Annotated in this window: 12 protein-coding genes; 6 read left to right on the plus strand and 6 right to left on the minus strand. The window is 71.3% G+C overall.

Features of this window, described 5'->3' with window-relative positions; genetic code table 11:
* The gene (locus tag ABGB18_RS26190) at positions 1-1,149 is read right to left on the minus strand and encodes an ROK family transcriptional regulator (protein ID WP_347698239.1); all 1,149 of its coding nucleotides are present in this window, start codon (positions 1,147-1,149) and stop codon (positions 1-3) included.
* A gap of 136 nt (positions 1,150-1,285) precedes the next feature.
* On the opposite strand from ABGB18_RS26190, the gene ABGB18_RS26195 reads away from it, so the two are divergent.
* The 4 genes from ABGB18_RS26195 to ABGB18_RS26210 all read left to right on the plus strand — a co-directional run bounded on the left by ABGB18_RS26195 (position 1,286) and on the right by ABGB18_RS26210 (position 5,976).
* Positions 1,286-2,608, plus strand: coding sequence for an extracellular solute-binding protein (locus ABGB18_RS26195; RefSeq protein ID WP_347698240.1), 1,323 nt, complete (start codon positions 1,286-1,288; stop codon positions 2,606-2,608).
* Positions 2,609-2,613: 5 nt separating this feature from the next.
* Complete coding sequence (locus ABGB18_RS26200; RefSeq protein WP_347698241.1) at positions 2,614-3,618, plus strand: sugar ABC transporter permease; 1,005 nt, start codon at positions 2,614-2,616, stop codon at positions 3,616-3,618.
* Positions 3,618-4,469, plus strand: coding sequence for a carbohydrate ABC transporter permease (locus ABGB18_RS26205; protein WP_347698242.1), 852 nt, complete (start codon positions 3,618-3,620; stop codon positions 4,467-4,469). The genes ABGB18_RS26200 and ABGB18_RS26205 overlap by 1 nt, the downstream gene beginning before the upstream one ends.
* A gap of 67 nt (positions 4,470-4,536) precedes the next feature.
* Positions 4,537-5,976: a glycoside hydrolase family 3 N-terminal domain-containing protein gene (locus tag ABGB18_RS26210; protein ID WP_347698243.1), complete on the plus strand. Its 1,440-nt coding sequence runs from the start codon at positions 4,537-4,539 to the stop codon at positions 5,974-5,976.
* Between the two features lie 20 nt (positions 5,977-5,996).
* On the opposite strand, the gene ABGB18_RS26215 is transcribed toward ABGB18_RS26210, so the two are convergent.
* Positions 5,997-7,178, minus strand: coding sequence for an ROK family transcriptional regulator (locus tag ABGB18_RS26215; protein WP_347698244.1), 1,182 nt, complete (start codon positions 7,176-7,178; stop codon positions 5,997-5,999).
* Positions 7,179-7,346: 168 nt separating this feature from the next.
* Here ABGB18_RS26215 and ABGB18_RS26220 point away from each other — a divergent pair, with 168 nt between their 5' ends.
* Positions 7,347-7,796, plus strand: coding sequence for an Rrf2 family transcriptional regulator (locus ABGB18_RS26220; protein WP_347698245.1), 450 nt, complete (start codon positions 7,347-7,349; stop codon positions 7,794-7,796).
* 34 nt (positions 7,797-7,830) lie between these two features.
* Here ABGB18_RS26220 and ABGB18_RS26225 read toward each other — a convergent pair whose 3' ends face one another.
* Together ABGB18_RS26225 and ABGB18_RS26230 are read right to left on the minus strand one after the other, a co-directional pair.
* Entirely contained in the window at positions 7,831-9,801 is a 1,971-nt protein-coding gene (locus ABGB18_RS26225) for a serine/threonine-protein kinase (RefSeq protein WP_347698246.1), read from the minus strand.
* Positions 9,798-11,696, minus strand: a complete 1,899-nt coding sequence (locus ABGB18_RS26230; protein WP_347698247.1) for a serine/threonine-protein kinase — start codon at positions 11,694-11,696, stop codon at positions 9,798-9,800. Before ABGB18_RS26230 ends, ABGB18_RS26225 begins: the two co-directional genes overlap by 4 nt.
* Positions 11,697-11,786: 90 nt before the next feature.
* Between ABGB18_RS26230 and ABGB18_RS26235 the strand changes: the two genes are divergently transcribed.
* Positions 11,787-12,566, plus strand: a complete 780-nt coding sequence (locus tag ABGB18_RS26235) for a DNA-formamidopyrimidine glycosylase family protein (RefSeq protein ID WP_347698248.1) — start codon at positions 11,787-11,789, stop codon at positions 12,564-12,566.
* Here the strand turns inward: ABGB18_RS26235 and ABGB18_RS26240 are convergent.
* Complete coding sequence (locus ABGB18_RS26240) at positions 12,563-12,919, minus strand: helix-turn-helix transcriptional regulator (protein WP_347698391.1); 357 nt, start codon at positions 12,917-12,919, stop codon at positions 12,563-12,565. The two genes, ABGB18_RS26235 and ABGB18_RS26240, sit on opposite strands and share 4 nt — an antisense overlap.
* Positions 12,920-13,205: 286 nt before the next feature.
* Complete coding sequence (locus ABGB18_RS26245; protein ID WP_347698249.1) at positions 13,206-13,697, minus strand: nicotinamide-nucleotide amidohydrolase family protein; 492 nt, start codon at positions 13,695-13,697, stop codon at positions 13,206-13,208.
* Positions 13,698-13,700 lie beyond the last annotated feature (3 nt).

Here is a 13,700-nt window from a genome sequence, read left to right on the forward strand (position 1 = left end):
TCACACAGTGTCGGAGAAGACCTCCTCCCGGGCCTGTTCCAGGGCCGCCACCAGGGCGCCGCGCAGAACCGGGTTGCCCGCGACCCTGGTGGTGACCACGGCGGGCCGGCTCGGGCACACGCGGGCCACCGCCTCCTCCACCTTGGCGGCCAGCCGGTCCCCACCGGCCCGGCCGACCTCGCCGCTCAGCACGATGAGCCCCGGGTCGAGCACGACGGTCACCGCCGCCGCGCCCACGGCCAGCCGGGCCGCGACCGCGTCCAGATAGTCCTCGTGGCCGCCGCGCACCAGGTCGGGCACCGTCTTGCCGGACACGCCGTGCTCCTCGGCCAGGCCGCGCAGCGCGTCGTGGCCGACCAGACGCTGGAACGAGCCCGACTGCGGCTCCGAGACGTCGGTGGGCAGCGGCTCGCCCGGGACCGGCAGCCAGCCGATCTCGCCCGCTCCCCCGGTGATGCCCCGGTGCAGCCGGCCGCCCAGCATGACGCCCATGCCCTGGCCGACGCCCGCCCAGATGACCACGAAGTCCTCGTGGCCGACGGCGGCGCCGTGCCGGTGCTCGGCGAGCGCGACCAGGTTGACGTCGTTCTCGATGGTCACGCGGGTGTCGAGGGTGTCGCGCAGGCCCGCCAGCACACCGACGTGCCAGGCCGGCAGGTCGTAGGACCAGCGCACGTCGCCGCCGGCCGGATCGACCACGCCCCGGGTGCCGATCACGAACGCGCGCAGCCGCGACAGGCTGACGTCGGCCGCCTCGCAGGCCCGGCGCAGCGCCGCGGGCACCGCCTTGACCAGATCGGCGGCGTCCGAGGGGTTGAGGGTGATCTCGACGACGACTCGCCCTGTGATGTCCGCCACACCGACCCGGAGGCTGTCGGGCAGGACTTCAAGCCCGGCGACGTACGCGCTGGAGGGGACCACGGCGTAGAGGGCGGCGTGCGGCCCCCTGCCTCCCGCGCGCTCCCCCGCGACCTCCACGAGCCCCCGCTCCTCCAGCCGGGACAGAAGCTGGCCTGCGGTTACCTTGGACAGGCCGGTTCGCTCGCCGAGCTCGGCGCGGGTGAGCGGGCCGTCGCCGAGAAGCAGTTCGAGTGCCGCACGATCGTTCAGCCGACGCAGCAACCGGGGTGTTCCCGGGTCTCGGCTCATGCACGCGCCCCTCTCGTCACGATCGGCTAACAAGCGTTTTTTTTAAGAAAGTTTCTTGTTAGTTTAGCAGCATCGTTCGGCATTGACGATCAGCCTGGTGCGGACCGTAAGCCAGCACCCGGGAAGGGAGAACCCTGTGAGGATCGCGAAGATCACAGCCGCCACGGTAGCCACGGCCGCGCTGGCCCTGGGCCTGGCCGCCTGTGGGTCCGGTGGAGAGACCACGTCCTCACCGAGCGCGGCGGCGCCGGCCTCCGGCCCCAAGTACGCCGGCAAGACCCTCACCTTCTGGCGCCTCGGTGACAGCAACCCGGCGGCGCAGAAGTACACCGACGAATTGGTCGCCGAGTTCGAGAAGCAGACCGGTGCCAAGGTGAACGTCGAATGGGTGCCGTGGCCGCAGGTCAACGACAAGTTCACGGCGGCCGCCGCCGGCGGCGTCGGACCGGATGTCACCGAGATCGGCAACGACCAGGTGCCGCTCTGGCAGAGCCAGGAGGCCCTGGAGCCGATCAGCGACATCGTGGCCTCCGGAGACCAGGCCCAGATCCCCAAGAACCTGCTGGGTCTGGAGACCATCGACGGCGAGACGTACGCCGTGCCGTGGGGCGGAGGCAGCCGCGCGGTGCTCTACCGCGCCGACTGGTTCAAGGAGCTCAAGATAGAGGTGCCCAAGACCTGGGACGACCTCGTGGCCGCCGCCAAGAAGATCCAGGCCGAGAAGGGCTCCGACGTCGACGGCTTCGCCTTCAACGGCGGGTCCGACGCCAACCACCTGCTCGGCGCGCTCGCCTGGACCGCCGGCGGCGACTACGCCGTCAAGGAGGGCGACAAGTGGGTCGGCAAGCTGACCGACCCCGCCTTCAAGGAAGGCTTCGCGCAGTACACCGCCCTGGTCACCGACGGCCTGTCCAGCAAGTCGCGGCTCAACCAGAACACCACCGAGATCCGCACCCGCTTCTCCAACGACAAGGTCGGCATGTACCTCACCGCGTCGTGGGACGTGGCGACCATCGAGGAGGAGAGCAAGGGCAAGATCAAGGGCGACAAGATGGCCTTCTTCCCGCTCCCGTCCAAGTCCGGTGGCGAGGCCCAGTCCTTCCTCGGCGGCAACGACATCGCCGTCTGGGGCACCGCGAAGGAGATGGAGGCCGCCAAGGAATTCGTGAAGCTGGCCTCGGGCAAGCAGTGGAGCGTCAAGTACGCCACCGACGGCGGCTTCCTCCCGGTCTACCCCGACGCCCTCGCGGCGCTGTCCAGCGACCCCGTGCAGGCGCCGTTCGCCGCCGCCTTCGCAAAGGCCAAGGCCTTCCCCGCCGACCCGCAGTGGACCGAGGCCAACGAGACCAAGGCGGTGCTGCAGAACGCGGCCCGCAAGGTCATCGAGGGCAAGTCCAGCGCTGACGAGGCGCTCGCGGCCGCCAACACCGAACTCCAAGACATTCTCAACGCCTCCTGAGTCCTATGACGAACACGTCAACGCTCTCCCGGGGTGGCGGCCGCTCCGCCACCCCGGGCCGGCGCCGCGCACGCCCGCCGCGCAAGGCGAGCGGGCTCCCCACCTGGTCGATCCCCTACGTCCTGCTGATCCCCGGCCTGCTGGTCATCGCGGCCCTGCTGCTGTATCCGCTGGTCCAGATGGTGATCATCGCCTTCCAGCGGGTGGGCCTCGTCCAGATCTCCGGCCGGCGGCCCGCCACCTGGGTCGGCCTCGACAACTTCACCAACATCCTCGAGAACGACATCTTCTGGTCCTCGCTCCGCAACACGGTGCTCTTCGCCGTGATCGCGGTGCCGCTCACGCTCATCCTCGGCACCGCCGTCGGTGTCCTGCTGCACAAGCTCGGCAGGAAGATGTCGCTGTTCGTCATCGTCGGCATCATGTTCGCCTGGGCAGTGCCGCCGGTGGCGCAGGGCGTGATCTGGCGCTGGCTCTTCGACGCCGAGGCTGGCGCCATCAACTGGGTGCTCAACCTGCTGCCCGACTGGCTCTCCAGCGCCCTGTTCGGCCGGGCCGACTGGACCGGCGAGCCCTGGCTCAACGACGCCTGGTCCATCTACCTGGTGCTGATCATCTGCGTGGTCTGGGCGGGCTTCCCGTTCGTGGCGGTCTCGGTGCTCGCCGGGCTCAAGGGCGTCCCCGCCGAGCTGTACGAGGCCGCCAGGGTGGACGGCTCCAGCCCGTGGCGCACGTTCACGAAGATCACATTCCCGCTGCTCAAGCCGGTGTTCGCGGTGCTGACCGTACTGTCGATCATCTGGGACTTCAAGGTCTTCTCCCAGCTCTACGTGCTGGCCGGCACGAACAACCGGGAGGCCTACAACCTGTCGATGTACGCGGTGACCGAGGCCTTCAAGGCCCCGCCGAAGATGGGCCCGGGTGCCGCCATCGCGGTGGTGCTGACCGTGATCCTGCTCATCGTCACCGCCGCCTACATCCGGCAGATGTTCAAGCAGGAGGAGGTGTGATGAACCCGCTGACCCGCAAACGCCTGGGCAAGATCTCCCTCAACACGGCCGGCCTGCTGGTCTTCCTGGTGGCCACCTTCCCCGTCTACTGGATGGTCTCCACCGCCTTCAAGACCAACGACCAGATCTTCACCACGGACTTCATCCCGTTCCCCACGAGCTTCACCTTCGAGCACGTCCAGCGGGTGCTCACCGACGGCGTGGCCGGTCACTCGATCTGGCTCTACATGCGCAACAGCGCCATCGTCGCGGTCGGCACGGTGCTCATCGGCGCCGTCTTCGCGCTGCTGTCCGCCACGGCCGTGTCCCGCTTCCGGTTCAAGGGCCGCACGCCCTTCCTGGCGCTGCTGCTCGTCGTGCAGATGATCCCCTCCGAGGCGCTGGTCATCCCGCTGTTCCTGAGCGTCAAGCGACTGGGCCTGTACGACCAGCTCCTCGGCCTGATCGTCACGCAGGTCGCGCTGACGTTGCCGTTCGGCATCTGGATGCTGCGAACGTTCGTCGCCGCGGTGCCCAAGTCGCTGGAGGAGGCCGCCTGGATCGATGGGGCGAGCCGGTTCACCACCTTCTGGAAGGTGCTCTTCCCGCTGGTGGCCCCTGGGCTGGTCGCGACCAGCATCTTCTCGTTCATCACGGCGTGGAACGAGCTGATCATGTCGCTGTACCTGATCAGTGACCCGACCAAATACACCATGCCGGTCGCGCTGCAGTACTTCTTCGGGCAGAAGGGCACCGACTGGGGCGCCATCATGGCCAGCTCCACGATGATGACCATCCCGGTCGTCATCTTCTTCCTGATCGTCCAACGCCGCATGGTCTCCGGCCTGGTCGCCGGGGCCGTGAAGGGCTGACATCCACAGGGTCGCGCACCGGCACGCGAGTGCCGTGCCCGACCATGCACAGAATTGGTGAGGAGCCATGAGTCAGAGTGATCGGGGGCTGCGCCGTCTTGCGGCCGGCACGCTGCTCGTCGCCTTCCAGGGCACCACGGCGCCCGACTGGGTGCTGCGGGAGCTGGAGAACGGCCTGGGGGGCGTCACGCTCTTCGGTTTCAACGTCGCCGACCGCGGCCAGGTTCGGGAGCTGACCACCGCGTTGCGGGGGGCCGGCGAGCCCGTCATCTCGCTCGACGAGGAGGGCGGGGACGTGACGCGGCTGGCGTACCACGTCGGGAGCCCGTACCCGGGGAACGCGGCGCTGGGCGCGGTGGACGACGTCGAGCTGACCCGCCGGGTCTATGGCGCGATCGCCGCCGAACTGGCCGCGTGCGGTGTGAACCTGGACATGGCGCCGAGCGCCGACGTGAACACCGAGGCCGACAATCCGGTCATCGGCACGCGGTCGTTCGGGACCGACCCGGAGCTGGTCGCCCGGCACACCGTGGCGGCCGTCCAGGGCCTGCAGGCGGCGCACGTGGCCGCCTGCGTCAAGCACTTCCCCGGCCACGGCGCCACCCGGGTGGACTCCCACCTGGCCATCCCGGTCGTGGACGTCGGCATGGACGTGCTGCGAGCCCGGGAGCTGGCACCGTTCCGCGCGGCGATCGAGGCCGGGGCCAGGTCGCTGATGACCGCGCACGTCGCGGTGCCGGTGCTGACGGGCGACACGCCCGCCACGCTGTCGCCCGCCGCACTGACCGGGCTCCTCAGGGGCGAGCTCGGCTATCGCGGCGTGGTCGTCACCGACGCCATGGACATGCACGCGATCACCCAGGGCGTCGGCCTGGCCGGCGGCGCCGTGCTGACCCTGGCGGCCGGGGCCGACCTGCTCTGCCTGGGCCCGCAGCCGACCCACGACGACGTACGGCACATCATCGCGGAGATCGTCACCGCGGTCGGCGAGGGCCGGCTGGACCCGGCGCGGCTGGAGGAGTCCGCGGCACGGGTGGCGGCGCTGCGGGACTGGTTCGGCGCGCCGCGGGAGCCCGCGGCCGAGCCGAACGGCGTCGGCCTGCACGCCGCGCGGCGCGCCGTGCGGCTGACCGGCGCGACGGAGCCGCTGGTCGAACCGCTGGTGATCGAGGTGGACACGCCGCCGACGATCGCCGTGGGCGACGTGCCGTGGGGGGTGGGCCCGTGGCTGCCGGACGCGGAGATCGTCCGGGTCGAGCCCGCCGCCGCCGACGTCCCCGGCCTGCTGGCCAGGGCCGCGAGCCGGTCACTGGTGGTCGTGGTCAAGGACGCGCACCGCCATCCGGCGAGCCAGGCCATGGTCTCCGCCCTGCTGGCGGCGCGCCCCGACACCACCGTGATCGAGATGGGGCTGCCGGTCTGGCGACCCGCCAGCGCCGCCTACATCGCCACGTACGGGGCCGCCCGGGCCAACGCCCAGGCCGCCGTGGAGCTGCTCACGGCCTGACACCGTCCGGGAGGGGTGGGCTACGGCGCGAGCAGTTCCTCGCGCGCCTGGTCCACGGCGGCCAGTACGGCGCCGCGCAGCACCGGGTTCTTGTCGGTCACCGTCGTGGTGACCACCTGGGGCCGCACCGGGCAGATCCGGGCCACGGCCTCCTCCACCCGGGAGGTGAGCGCGGCGCCGCCGGCGTGCCCCACCTCCCCCGCCAGCACCACCAGGCCGGGATCGAGGATCACGCACACGGCGGCCACCCCCAGGGCGAGCCGGTGGGCGATCTCGTCCAGCAACGGCTCGCCCGCGGCACCCGCGGCCATCGCGACCTTGACGCACTCGCCGGCGCTGCCGGCCGCGAAGCCGAAGGTCTGGGCCAGCTCGGCCACCGCCTCGGCGCTGACCAGCGACTGCAGGCCGCCCGCCAGCGAGGGCAGCCGCCCCGGCATCGTACGGATGTCCTCGGGCAGCGGCACGCCGGGCACCGGCAGATAGCCGATCTCGCCCGCGCTGCCCGAACGCCCCCGGTGCAGCTTGCCGCCGAGCATGACGGCCATCCCCAGGCCGCGGCTGGACCACAGCAGCACGAAGTCGTCGAGCCCGCGGGCGGCCCCGTCGGCGCGCTCGGCGATGGCGGCGAGGTTGACGTCGTTTTCGATCGTGACCCCGCGCCGCAGGTCGCCTGCCAGGGCCTCGTGGATGCCCTCGTGCCAGCCGGGCAGGTCGAAGGAGAAGCGCACGTCGCCGCTGCGCGGATCCACCACCCCCGGGGTGCCGATGACCACGCCGCGCAGCCTGGCGAGGCTGACCTTGGCGCTGCGGCAGGCCTTGACGATCGCCCCGTGCACCATCGGGACCGGGTCGTCGTGGCCGCCGGGATCGACGGTGACCTCGGCGATCGTGCGGCCGTGGATGTCTGCCACGGCGGTGGAGATCAGCTCGGGGCCGACCTCCAGCCCGGCCACGTAGGCGCTGGAGGGGATCACCGAGTAGAGGGCGGCGTTGGGGCCGCGCCCGCCGGCCTGCGTGCCGACCACCTCGACCAGGCCGCGCTCCTCCAGCCTGGCCAGCGTCTGCGAGGCGGTGACCTTGGACAGCCCGGTCAGATCGCCGATCTGACCGCGGGTCATGGGACCGGTTGCCAGCAGTAGCTCCAGCGCGGCCCGGTCGTTGATCTCCCTGAGCAATCTGGGCACACCAGGGCGTCGCTCCACGCTGAATCCCGCCGTCATGTCGAACCGCTTATCGGAAAGGTTGTTGGAAGTTTAGCGCTCGTGACCTGGTCCGGTGGGCGGCGCCGCGGCGCGCCGGAATGGGACCCTCATGTCCGTTCTGACGACCTTGCGGCTAACCAGTGTTGACCAGGAGGGATAATCGTGAACATGCGCCTCTCCGCTCGCGTCGACTACGCCCTCCGCGCCGCCGCCGAACTCGCCGCCGCCGGTGCCGGCCCGACCACGGTGGGTGAGCTGGCCAAGGAACAGGACATGCCGCCCAAATACCTGGAAAACATCCTGTTGCAGATGCGCCGAGCCGGGCTGGTCCGCGGGCAGCGGGGCCCTGAGGGCGGATACGTGCTGGCCAGGCCCGCCGCCGACATCTCGCTGGCCGACGTGATCAGGGCCGTGGACGGGCCGCTCGCCAACGTGCGGGGCGAGCGCCCCGAGCACGTCGGCTACCGGGGGCCCGCCGAGTCGTTGCAGCAGGTGTGGATCGCGCTGCGGGCGACGGAGCGCTCCATCCTGGAGGAGGTCACCCTTGATCAGGTGGCCACGGGGGCGCTGCCCGACCGCGTCCGCCAGCTCGCCGCCGACCCCGCCGCCTGGGACTGACCGCTCCGCGTGGAGACGGCGCGCGACGACCGGGTCAGCGTCGCGTGAACCAGAGCCGGACCTGGTCGATCTCAGCCCTGGGCCCGGTGGCCAGGGTGCGCACGGCCCGGCCGTCCAGGCCCATCATGACGACGTCGATGTCGCGGCCGTCGGGGACGGTGGTGAGGAAGTGGCGCTCATCCAGCCAGCCCCGGAAGGCGCTGCCGGCCGGCAGCCGGGTCATGCCCTTCCTGTCGCCGCTCTGCTCATCCCAGAAGCACACATCTCCCGCTTTGCCCGGACATTTCGTGGCAAAGACTGTTCCGATCTCCGTTCGTGCCACGCCACCCGGCGCCGGCTCCCCCAGGCCCCGGAACGTACGCAGCGGCCGGCCGTCCAGGTCCACCACCCGCACCGCCCCGTCGTGCGTCCCGTGCACCAGGCTCGCCCCATCGGACCCCCAGGCGTACGTGGCCGACCCCGCCCCCGCCACCTTGACCGTCCTGGCGGTGCCGGCGGCCGGGTCCACCACGGTGAAGCCCACAGCGCGGGACGGCCCGCCCGGCTCCATGACCGTGGCCACCAGCCGCCGCCCGTCGGCCGACCAGGCCGGCTCCCACAAGGTGGCGGGCTTGTCCACGGTGCGCACCTCGTGGTCCCGCCCGGTTGCCCGCTCGCGGATCCGGATGGTCTCGAAGCCCACCCGCCGCACCCGGGTCCCCGACAGGGAGGCCACGTAACCGCCGCCCGGCGAGACGATGGGCTCCTCCAGGTTGCCGAAGAAGGCGAAGGTCCCGCGCGCCGGATCCCGTACGTAGGACGGGAACGAGCCGCCCTTGCGCTGGTCGTGGTAGGAGGAGACCCAGACCGGGTCGGCGGGGTTCTCGTGCAGCGTGATCCCGGTGTCGGGCAGCTTCAGCTCCGACGTCGAGGTGAGCGGTATCGGGCCCTGACGCGGGGCGGGCGGCGGCGTGGGCACGGCCGTGGGAACGGGCGGCGTGGGAGCGGGCCGCAGCAGCAGCACGGCGGCCGCCACGGCCACGGCGACCCCCGCCGCCCCGGCCACGAGCGCCCACCTCCGCCGGAGCCCTGCCGCCCCGGACCCGACCCCTCCAGACCGGACCGCCCCAGATCCGGCCGCTCCGGATCCGGCCGCGGGCGGCGCGGCGGACTGCTGTCCCTCGGCCAGCAGCCGATGCTCGCCGGTGCCCCGCAGCTCCCCCTCCCGCAGGCGGTGCCCGAGCAGTGTCAGCAGCGCCCGCGTCGCGGTGGGCCGCTCCTGCGGGTCCTTGGCCAGGCAGCGGACGGCCAGCTCGCGCAGCTCGCCGTCGAGCCCGCCGAGCTCCGGCTCGGCGTACATGATCCGGGCGACCAGCGCGGGCAGGTCGCCCGTCCCGAACGGCGGGCTCCCGCTCGCCGCGGCCACCATCGTCGCGGCCCAGGCGAACATGTCGGCCCTCGGCCCGGCCTGCTGCCCGCCGAACTGCTCAGGAGCCATGTACGGCGGCGTGCCCACCAGATGGTCCCCGCCCGGCTCCGCCTCCTCCAGCGCTCGCGAGATCCCGAAGTCGATCACCCGCGGCCCGTCCCGGCTGATCAGCACGTTGCCGGGCTTGAAGTCCCGGTGCACGACCCCCGCCTGGTGGATGGCGGCCAGCGCGGTCAGCGTCCCGATCGCCAGCCGGCGCAGCTCCGCCCCGTGCAACGCCCCCCGCTCCTCGATCACCTGCGCCAGGGAGGGCCCGTCGACGAACTCGCTCACCACGTACGGCATCCCGCCGGTCTCCCCGCTGGCCAGCACCTGAGCCGTGCAGAACGCCTTGACCCGCCGCGCGTATCCGACCTCCTGCCGGAAGTGCTCCCGCGCGTCGGGGTCGTCCAGACCGGCGCCCAGCATCTTGATCGCGACCCGCCGGCCGTCGGCGGCCTCGCCGAGGTAGACCACCCCCTGCCCGCCCTCACCCAGCCGCCCGACGACGCGGTGGCCGTCGACCTCGGCGGGGTCGGTCGCGATCAGCGGTTTCATGAGCTGGGCACGCGGGCGAACTGCAGCAGGGTGGCTTTCGTCGTCGCGAAGTCGGCCAGCACCCGCTGGGTGACGCCGAAGAAGTCGATGACGTTGACCGACTGGGTGCCCTTCTTCTTGCCCGGATCCTGCACGATCAGATGCTGCTCGTTGAACCAGCCGAGGAAGCGGCCGTCTGGATGTCCCAGGGGTACCGTGGCCCGCCGGGCGCCGGTCTTGACGTCCCAGACGCAGAACTCCTTGCCGCTCGGGCAGAGGGTGGCGAACAACTTGCCGCTCGGGGAGAACCAGTCGCTGCCGCGCGGCAGGCCCACCCAGTGCATCGTCTTGGTGACCTGTCCGGACATGTCGAAGAACTCGGCCCCGCCCCGCTTGCCGTCCCAGTAGCCCCGGGTGATCGTGCCGTCCGGGGCGAAGACGTAGTTCAGCGAGGCGTCGTCGAGATATTCGGCCTCGACGTACACGGCCTTCCTGGCGTTGACGTCGACGACCACGAAACCCACCAGCCGCTGCGGCTTCCCGTCGTCGAAGACCGACAGGAGCAGCCTGCCGCCGTCCCTGGACCAGACCGGGATCATCGTCTGCAGGGGTCTCTTGACCGTGCTGACGACGAAGGACTCGCCGGTGGACAGCCGGGTGAACTTGACCTGGTCCGTCTCCGAGCCCTGGAACTTGATCATGGGGTTGAGCGCCACCCAGTCGCCGCCGGGCGCGACGGCGGGCTGCTCGGTCGTGCTCACGGCCTTGAACGCGCCGTTCCGGTCCCTGGCGTAGGTCGTGAACGCGCCGGAGGACTCCAGGTAGGACGCCACGCGTATCGGATCGTTGGGGTGCTCGTGCAGGGTGATGCCGACGGAGGGCAACTCGACGTCACTGGCCGCCTTCTTCTCCACCTTCGCCAGTGGCGCCTCCGTGTGCACCGACGTGATCGTGGGGGTGGCGGGCGGGGTGGTCGTCGCGGCCACGACCCTGGCGGGCTCGCGGGTGCCGGTGAGGGCGTACACGCCGCCGCCGGACACGAGCGCCCCCACGACGAACGCGGCCACCAGCGCGAGCAGGCCACCGCGGCGGCGCTGGGACGGGGCCGTCTCCTGGAGCTCGTCGCGCGGGACCTGGCCGGTCAGCAGCGAGGTCTGCCCCACCAGCCGCAGCAGCACCTCACTGGCGGTGGGCCGGGCGGCCGGGTCCTTGGCCAGGCAGGCCGTGATCAGCCCGTGCAGCTCACCCAGCTCGGGCAGGTCCGGCTCGCCGTCCTTGATGCGGTCGAGCGTCGCGGCCAGCGAGCCGCCGTCGAAGGGCGAGGACCCGCCCGCCGCGAACGCCATGGTGGCCGCCCACGAGAACACGTCGGCGGGCGGCTCGGGGTCGGCGCCACGTAACCGTTCGGGCGCGGTGTAGGCCGGGACGGCGACCTCGCGGGTGGACAGGGACGACTCGGCCAGCGCCCGCTCCAGACCGGCGCCGACGACCCGGGGCCCGTCGGGGCCGAGCAGCACGTTGCCGGGCCGGATGTCACCGTGGACCAGCCCCGCCTGGTGGATGGCGACCAGCGCGGTGATCGTGCCCGCCGCCAGCCGGTAGAGGGCCACCCCGTCCAGAGCGCCGCCGGTCTCCGCCAGCGAGGGGCCGTCGACGTATTCGCTGACGACGTAGGCGCGCCCGTCGAGCACGCCGGTCGCCAGAAGCTGCGCGGTGCTGACGGCCGAGACGCCCCGCAGGGGCTCGATCGCGCGCAGGAACGGGTCGGGCCGCACGTCCGGCGGCAGCAGCCGGACGACCACGTCCTCCCCGGACGGCGAGCGGCCCGTATAGACACCGGGAGCCAGACGCCCGGTCAGCCGGTAGACGGCGATCTCGGCGGGATCGTCCCCGCTTAAAGCCGTGATCTCTGGCATACCCGCTCAGCCTCCCGGCCCCAGGTCCGCTCTTCGATCATCATTATGGGCGACGACGCGGTATTCGCGGCACCTTCTTAGACTGGAAGCGTGCCCGAAGGAGACGCCGTCCACCGCACGGCAGCCCGGCTGCGCGGCGCGCTGGATGGGCGCGTCCTCACCAGATCCGACTTCCGCGTCCCCAGGCACGCCACGGCGGACCTCAGCGGGCGTGCCGTCATCACCACGCTCTCGCGCGGCAAGCACCTGCTCACCCGCGTCGAGGGCGGCCTGACCGTGCACACTCACCTGCGGATGGAGGGCACCTGGCAGATCATGCCCGCGGGCCGGCGCACCGGACCGGGTGACCGGGTCAGGCTCGTCCTGGCGAACGCGCAGTGGCAGGCGGTGGGGGTGAGGCTGGGCATGGTCGATCTCGTCAGGACGGCGGACGAGGCTCGCCTCGTCGGCCACCTGGGACCGGATCTGCTCGGCCCGGGCTGGGACCCGGACGAGGCCGTGCGAAGGTTGCGAGCGGTGCCCGACAGGACCATCGGGGAAGCGCTGCTCGATCAGCGCAACCTGGCGGGGATAGGCACGATCTATCGCGCCGAGACCCTGTTCCTGCGCGGGATCTGGCCGTGGAAGAAGGTCGGGGAGATCGAGGATCTCAACGGGCTCGTGTCATTGGCCCAGCGGCTCCTGGAGGCCAACAAGGGTCATGCGGGCACGGTGACCACAGGTGATCGCCGCCCGGCGAAGCAGACCTGGGTCTATGGCAGGGCGGGGAGGCCCTGTCGCCGTTGCGGCACCCGCATCAGCCGCGGGGAGCTGGGGGCACAACCACAGGAACGGCTGATCCTGTGGTGTGATGGCTGCCAACCGCCTTAGGCAGCCACCATGTCCTTGACTTCGGGGAACACGGAATCTGAAATCGACCCGGGGACCGTCTCCGAAAGAGCCAGACGCTCGTGCTCCGGCACGTCGGCAAGCACGGGGGCAGCCTGAAGCTCAGCCAGTGCGAACTGGTCGGACACCTCACGCAACACCTGTGAGAGCGGCACTCCGAGCGCGCCGCAAATGGACGCGAGCAGCTCGGACGAGGCCTCCTTCTGGCCCCGCTCCACCTCCGACAGGTAACCAAGGGAAACCCGCGCGAGGGTGGACACCTCACGTAGCGTACGTCCCTGCCGCACTCGCAACCGCCTCAGCACGTCACCGAGCAGCTGACGCAGCAGAATCATCTGTCGCTCCCTCCCCGGCGCGGATGATTTCACCACGCCCCGCGCGATCGGATCGTGCCGCACATTGGTCTTCTTAGCTTCGTACATACTCCTCGCCGTCATCACTGGGCGTCGCCGCCTTGAAACCACCGCTCGTGCCTCGTCGCGCGACTCTTCAGGCCCGCCTGCCGGGCGATCGGTGCTTGCAGTTGGCTCACGGACCTCACTCACAGCTCCACCGTACCCGTATCGACCGACACCGCGTCAGACCGTGCAACGCATGTTCGCTCGGGACGTAACACGGTAATCACCCGGAATGTTCCCCTATGTTCGCCTTCAGCACACGTGACAGTAGATCGACTGCCTCGTCCACCGTCTCTACCCTGATACGCTCACGCGACCCCCCAAGGCTCAATTCGCGGGCCCAGACCCGCCCCTCCGGCCCGCAGACGGCGGTGTAGACCAGGCCGACAGGCTTGCCGTCCTGCGGCTCCGGACCGGCCACCCCGGTCACCGCCAGGCCGTAGGTCGCCCCGCACAGCCTGGCCACGCCGGCGGCCATGGCCGCGGCCACCTCGGGATGCACGGCCCCCTCACGCCGTAGCAGCTCCCCCGGCACCCCCAGCAGCTCCCGCTTGAGATCGGTGGCGTAGGAGATCACCCCGCCCCGGAACGCCTTGGACGACCCGGAGACCGCCGTGATCGCCGCCCCGATCATCCCTCCGGTAAGCGACTCGGCCACCGCCACCGTCGCCGACCGGTCCACCAGCATCGCCAGCACCTCGGCCATGTCCGCCATCGA

The organism is Nonomuraea sp. B12E4, from assembly GCF_039871825.1.
Lineage (GTDB): Bacteria > Actinomycetota > Actinomycetes > Streptosporangiales > Streptosporangiaceae > Nonomuraea.

What these genes read in the sequence shown, in the direction of transcription:
- ABGB18_RS26190 (WP_347698239.1), bottom strand. Translation starts at nt 1,149, where the DNA reads ATGAGCCGAGACCCGGGAACACCCCGGTTGCTGCGTCGGCTGAACGAT.
- ABGB18_RS26230 (WP_347698247.1), bottom strand. Translation starts at nt 11,696, where the DNA reads ATGCCAGAGATCACGGCTTTAAGCGGGGACGATCCCGCCGAGATCGCC.
- ABGB18_RS26200 (WP_347698241.1), top strand. Translation starts at nt 2,614, where the DNA reads ATGACGAACACGTCAACGCTCTCCCGGGGTGGCGGCCGCTCCGCCACC.
- ABGB18_RS26225 (WP_347698246.1), bottom strand. Translation starts at nt 9,801, where the DNA reads ATGAAACCGCTGATCGCGACCGACCCCGCCGAGGTCGACGGCCACCGC.
- ABGB18_RS26240 (WP_347698391.1), bottom strand. Translation starts at nt 12,919, where the DNA reads ATGATTCTGCTGCGTCAGCTGCTCGGTGACGTGCTGAGGCGGTTGCGA.
- ABGB18_RS26245 (WP_347698249.1), bottom strand. Translation starts at nt 13,697, where the DNA reads ATGGCGGACATGGCCGAGGTGCTGGCGATGCTGGTGGACCGGTCGGCG.
- ABGB18_RS26205 (WP_347698242.1), top strand. Translation starts at nt 3,618, where the DNA reads ATGAACCCGCTGACCCGCAAACGCCTGGGCAAGATCTCCCTCAACACG.
- ABGB18_RS26210 (WP_347698243.1), top strand. Translation starts at nt 4,537, where the DNA reads ATGAGTCAGAGTGATCGGGGGCTGCGCCGTCTTGCGGCCGGCACGCTG.
- ABGB18_RS26220 (WP_347698245.1), top strand. Translation starts at nt 7,347, where the DNA reads ATGCGCCTCTCCGCTCGCGTCGACTACGCCCTCCGCGCCGCCGCCGAA.